The 4289-nt window shown below is 62.0% G+C and carries 1 protein-coding gene and 2 pseudogenes; all 3 read left to right on the top strand.

Translation table 11 applies throughout. The annotated features are described in order from the left end of the window. Positions 1 to 338 (top strand): annotated as a pseudogene (locus tag AC1VAN_RS13315) (TonB-dependent receptor); the annotation flags it as partial. A 389-nt stretch (positions 339 to 727) separates the two neighbouring features. After that, complete coding sequence (locus AC1VAN_RS13310; protein ID WP_480985965.1) at positions 728 to 3532, top strand: TonB-dependent receptor domain-containing protein; 2805 nt, start codon at positions 728 to 730, stop codon at positions 3530 to 3532. A gap of 160 nt (positions 3533 to 3692) precedes the next feature. After that, positions 3693 to 4289: pseudogene (locus tag AC1VAN_RS13305) on the top strand (S9 family peptidase); the annotation flags it as partial.

Raw genomic sequence — 4289 nt, 5'->3', positions numbered from 1 at the left:
GGGCGAAGGACAAGTGGACCACCACCGTGTACTTCAACTACATCGGCAAGACGCCCAACCGCATGGCATACCTGGGCAAGGGCTACGACTACGTGCATCCGTCCGGCTACGAGGCCGGCAAGTGGGGCTCGTACACCACCTACAACCTGAGCGTGAATTACCAGGCGATGGACAACCTGACGCTGTCGATGATGGTCAACAACGTGTTCAACAAGATGCCCGACGGCCAGGCCCACAGCTACGCCGGCAACATCGGCGCACCGTACAACAGCAGCATCTACAACCCCTACGGCCGTGCGGTCTACGTGCAGGCCAAGTACGAGTTCGGCGGGAAGTAAGCGCCGGGCCGGAACTGCACAAAAGGCCCCGCTTCGGCGGGGCCTTTTTCATGCCCGTCAATTGAGACGGAACATCGAAACCAGTCTCATAAATTAATTAATCAGAAAAGTCTCCGCGAAGCCAGCAAGCCATTGATCTACATACTACAAATCGTCTTCGATCAATTCTGTTCTGCAACGCAACATTTTGAAACATTCCTAGACAATCGCGTTTACGCACTGATTTCAAAGGACTTTTCTTCCGATAAGCAGCACATCCGTGTGACGGGTCCGTTTTGACAACGTGAACGTCGTGTTACGGTCCGGCTGAATGGATTGCAACTGAACACATCATGAAGATGTCAGGGAGGACATCAGCCAGACGACATCGCTCATTACGGGGATCCATCATGTCTCGCCATCGCTCCACGCCTTCGCGTCACCCCCTGACCCTTGCCCTGATCGGCACCCTGATCGCCTCCGGCGCAGCCCACGCGCAGGACACCGGCCCGACACAGCTTGACCGCGTCACCGTCACCGGCTCACTGATCCCGCAGACGCAGATCGAGAACCACACGCCGGTCCTGACCGTCACCGCCGAGGACATCCAGACCCGCGGTTTCACCAGCGTCGCCGACGTCCTGCAGCAGTCCTCGCTGTCGACCGGCGGCCTGCAGGGCGGGCAGACCTCCGCTTCGTTCACCCAGGGTGCCGAGGCCGCCGGCATGTTCGGGCTCAGCCCCGGCTACACCAAGTACCTGATCAACGGCCGCCCGATGCTCTCGTATCCGGCGCTGTACAACGGCAGCGACAGTTTCAACAACATCAGCGGCATTCCGATCGACATCGTCGAGCGCATCGAGATCCTGCCCGGCGGCCAGTCGTCGCTGTACGGTTCGGATGCGATCGCCGGCGTGGTCAACATCATCCTCAAGGAGCGCATGGATGGCGGTGTGCTCAACGTCCGTGGCGGTGCCTACTCCGAAGGCGGCGGCAACAGCGTACGCGTCAGTGCGGCGCGCGGCTTCAACGGTGTCGACGATCGATTCCATGCGCTGGTCAACGTGCAGTACGAAAAAACCAGCCCGATCTGGGGCTACCAGCGTGACCTGACCAAGGTCAACAATCCCGACGGCTACAGCCCCCAGTACGTCTCCAACGACTTCCTGGTACTGCTGCCGGCCAACAGCAACCGCTACGCGATGATGGACCCGAACCTGTGCGCCAACGTGGCGGGCCAGTTCGACGGCACCACCGTGCTCGGCAYCCGGCCRACCGGCCAGGCCTGCGGTTCGGTSTATGGCACCGGCTACAAGACCATCAAGAACGGCAAGGAAAGCGGGCAGATCTACAGCTCGATGACCTTCGATGTGAACGACAACTTCCAGTTGTTCGGCGACGCGCTCTACAGCCTGGAAGAAGTGAAGTACGCCACAGGCTCGAACTACACCTGGTGGGGCACCTCCTCCGGATGGGGCCGCTTCTACGATCAGGACAGCGGCCAGTACATGAACCTGCAGCGCGTGTTCGCGCCGGAGGACATCGGCGCCGGCGGCTATCGCGACATCATGAACACCGATCGCAACAAGGCTTACCAGGTCACGCTCGGCGGCCGCGGCACGGCAGGCAGCTGGGATTACAGTGCCAGCTTCACCCGCGGCGAATACAAGTTGACCGAGCGCAACTTCGTGCGCTGGAACGATCCGATCAACGACTACTTCGAGCAGCGTGTGCTGGGGCCGGTGCTGGGCACCACCAGCACCGGGTACAACATCTACAGCCCGGACTGGGAAGCGTTCTACTCGCCACTGCCGAGCGGTGATTTCCAGAGCTTCACCGGCTACACCTACAGCCAGAGCCGCACCTGGCAGAACCTGCTGCGTGCGCAGGTCACCAATGGTGCGCTGTTCAAGCTGCCCGGCGGCGACGCCGGCTTCGCAGTGGTGGTTGAAGGCGGCAGCGAAGGCTGGGATTACACGCCCGATACCCGCCTGGTGGATGGCAGCGTGTGGGGCACCACCGCGGTTTCCGGCGCCGGCCATCGCAGCAGCTACGCGGTGACCAGCGAACTGCGCATGCCGTTGCTGGAATCACTGACGGTGACCGGCTCCGGCCGCTACGACGCCTTCAAGATCGGTGGCAACACCATCGACAAGGCGACCTACAGCGTCGGCCTGGAATTCCGGCCGATCGACAGCCTGCTGTTCCGTGGCAAGTACGGCACCGCGTTCCGCGCGCCCACCCTGTCCGATGCCTTCCAGGGTGTCAGCGGCTACTACGCCAACGGCTCCACCGACTACTACCGTTGCGGCCAGCTGGGCTACGACCCGGCCAACACCACCGGCTGCCCGTATGACAGCGTGTCGGTGTTCGGCACCCAATCCGGCAACCCGGACCTTGAGCCGATCACCGCCGAYGTCTGGAACGCCGGCATCGTGTGGGCGCCCATCAACAACCTGTCGGTGTCGGTGGACTACTACAACTGGAAGATCAAGAACGAGGTCAACACCCTCAGTTCCGACCAGTTGCTGCTGGCCGAGTATTACTGCCGCAACGGCCAGACCAACAACACCTCGGCCAGCTGCCAGAACGTCAGCGACTGGATCACCCGYGAYGSCKCCGGCRWRCTYGAYSAGATCTAYACGCCGAAGATGAACRTSGCCAGCCAGAACCTGCAGGCGSTSACGGCCAGCTTCAAGTACGTACAGGACATCGGCCGCTTCGGTKCGCTGCAGTTCTCCRGCAACTACACCRACATGMTCAAGCGCGAACTGCARCCGCAGCCGGGCGAYGAGTACCTGGACCTGCTGCGCGACCCGTAYGCGATGTGGRWSTACGACYMGTACGCCAAGGTGCGYGCCGACGGTKCGATCGGCTGGGCSAAGGACAAGTGGACCACCACCCTGTATGCCAACTACATCGGCAAGACGCCGAACTACATGGCCTACCTGGGCAATGGCTACGATTACGTCCACAGCTCCGGCTACAAGGCCGGCAAGTGGGGTTCGTACACCACCTACAACCTGAGCGTGAACTATCGGGCGATGGACAACCTGAGCCTGTCGCTGATGGTCAACAACGTGTTCAACAAGATGCCTGACAACCAGCGGTACAGCTTCGCCGGCACCAGCGGCCAGCCGTACAACAACTACCTGTACAACGCTTATGGCCGTGCCATCTACGTGCAGGCCAAGTACGAGTTCGGCAACAACTGATCCGTCGACGTCGTTTCCTGCAGCAAAAGACCCCGCTCCGGCGGGGTCTCTTCCATCAATGGTGCGCATGCGGATGGGCTTCACGCGGAGTTGACGAGAACCCAGGCTTCGTTCATCTTCCGGTCATGTTGCCGTGCCCCGCCACAAGGAACCGCTGATGATGCAACTCCGATATACGCCTGCCCGCCTGGGTGCCGCCGTTTCAATGCTGCTGGGCCTGTGCGTCGGCCAAGCCGCCGCCGCGCCTCTGCCCGCAGAGGATTTCGCCAAGATTCCCGCGTTGCAGTCGGTCACGATGAGTGCCGACGGCAAGCAGCTGGTCGCCATCATTGCCGCCCCCGGCAGCAACAACGCCGACACTGCGCTGGCCAACTGGAACCTGGACAACCTTACCGCCGGGCCGGTGGCCATCACCCCGTCCGGCGATCGGATGAAATTCATCGCCGCCAGCGCGCTCAAGGCCGGGCGCAACCTGGTCATCAGCCGCCAGGAGTGGACCGGCAAGCTGGGCGGCTGCGGTGAAGGCAACAGTACCGGTGCCACCAAGACCTTCCTGACCAAGGCCTACCTGACCGACGCCAGCCAGGCGAAGTTCGACGAGGCCTTTGCCAGCAACACGCGAACGCTGGGCGTCAGTGCCGATACGCTGCGCTGCCTGGAGCTGGCCGGCACCGCTTCGCTGGTGCACCTGCTGCCGCTGGACCCGGACCGGGTCATCATCAACCAGCTCAATGAAGCCACCCTGCAGGCCAACTAC

It is taken from the genome of Stenotrophomonas sp. 05L44_2 (assembly GCF_056665995.1).
This window is presented reverse-complemented; position numbering and strand designations above follow the sequence as displayed.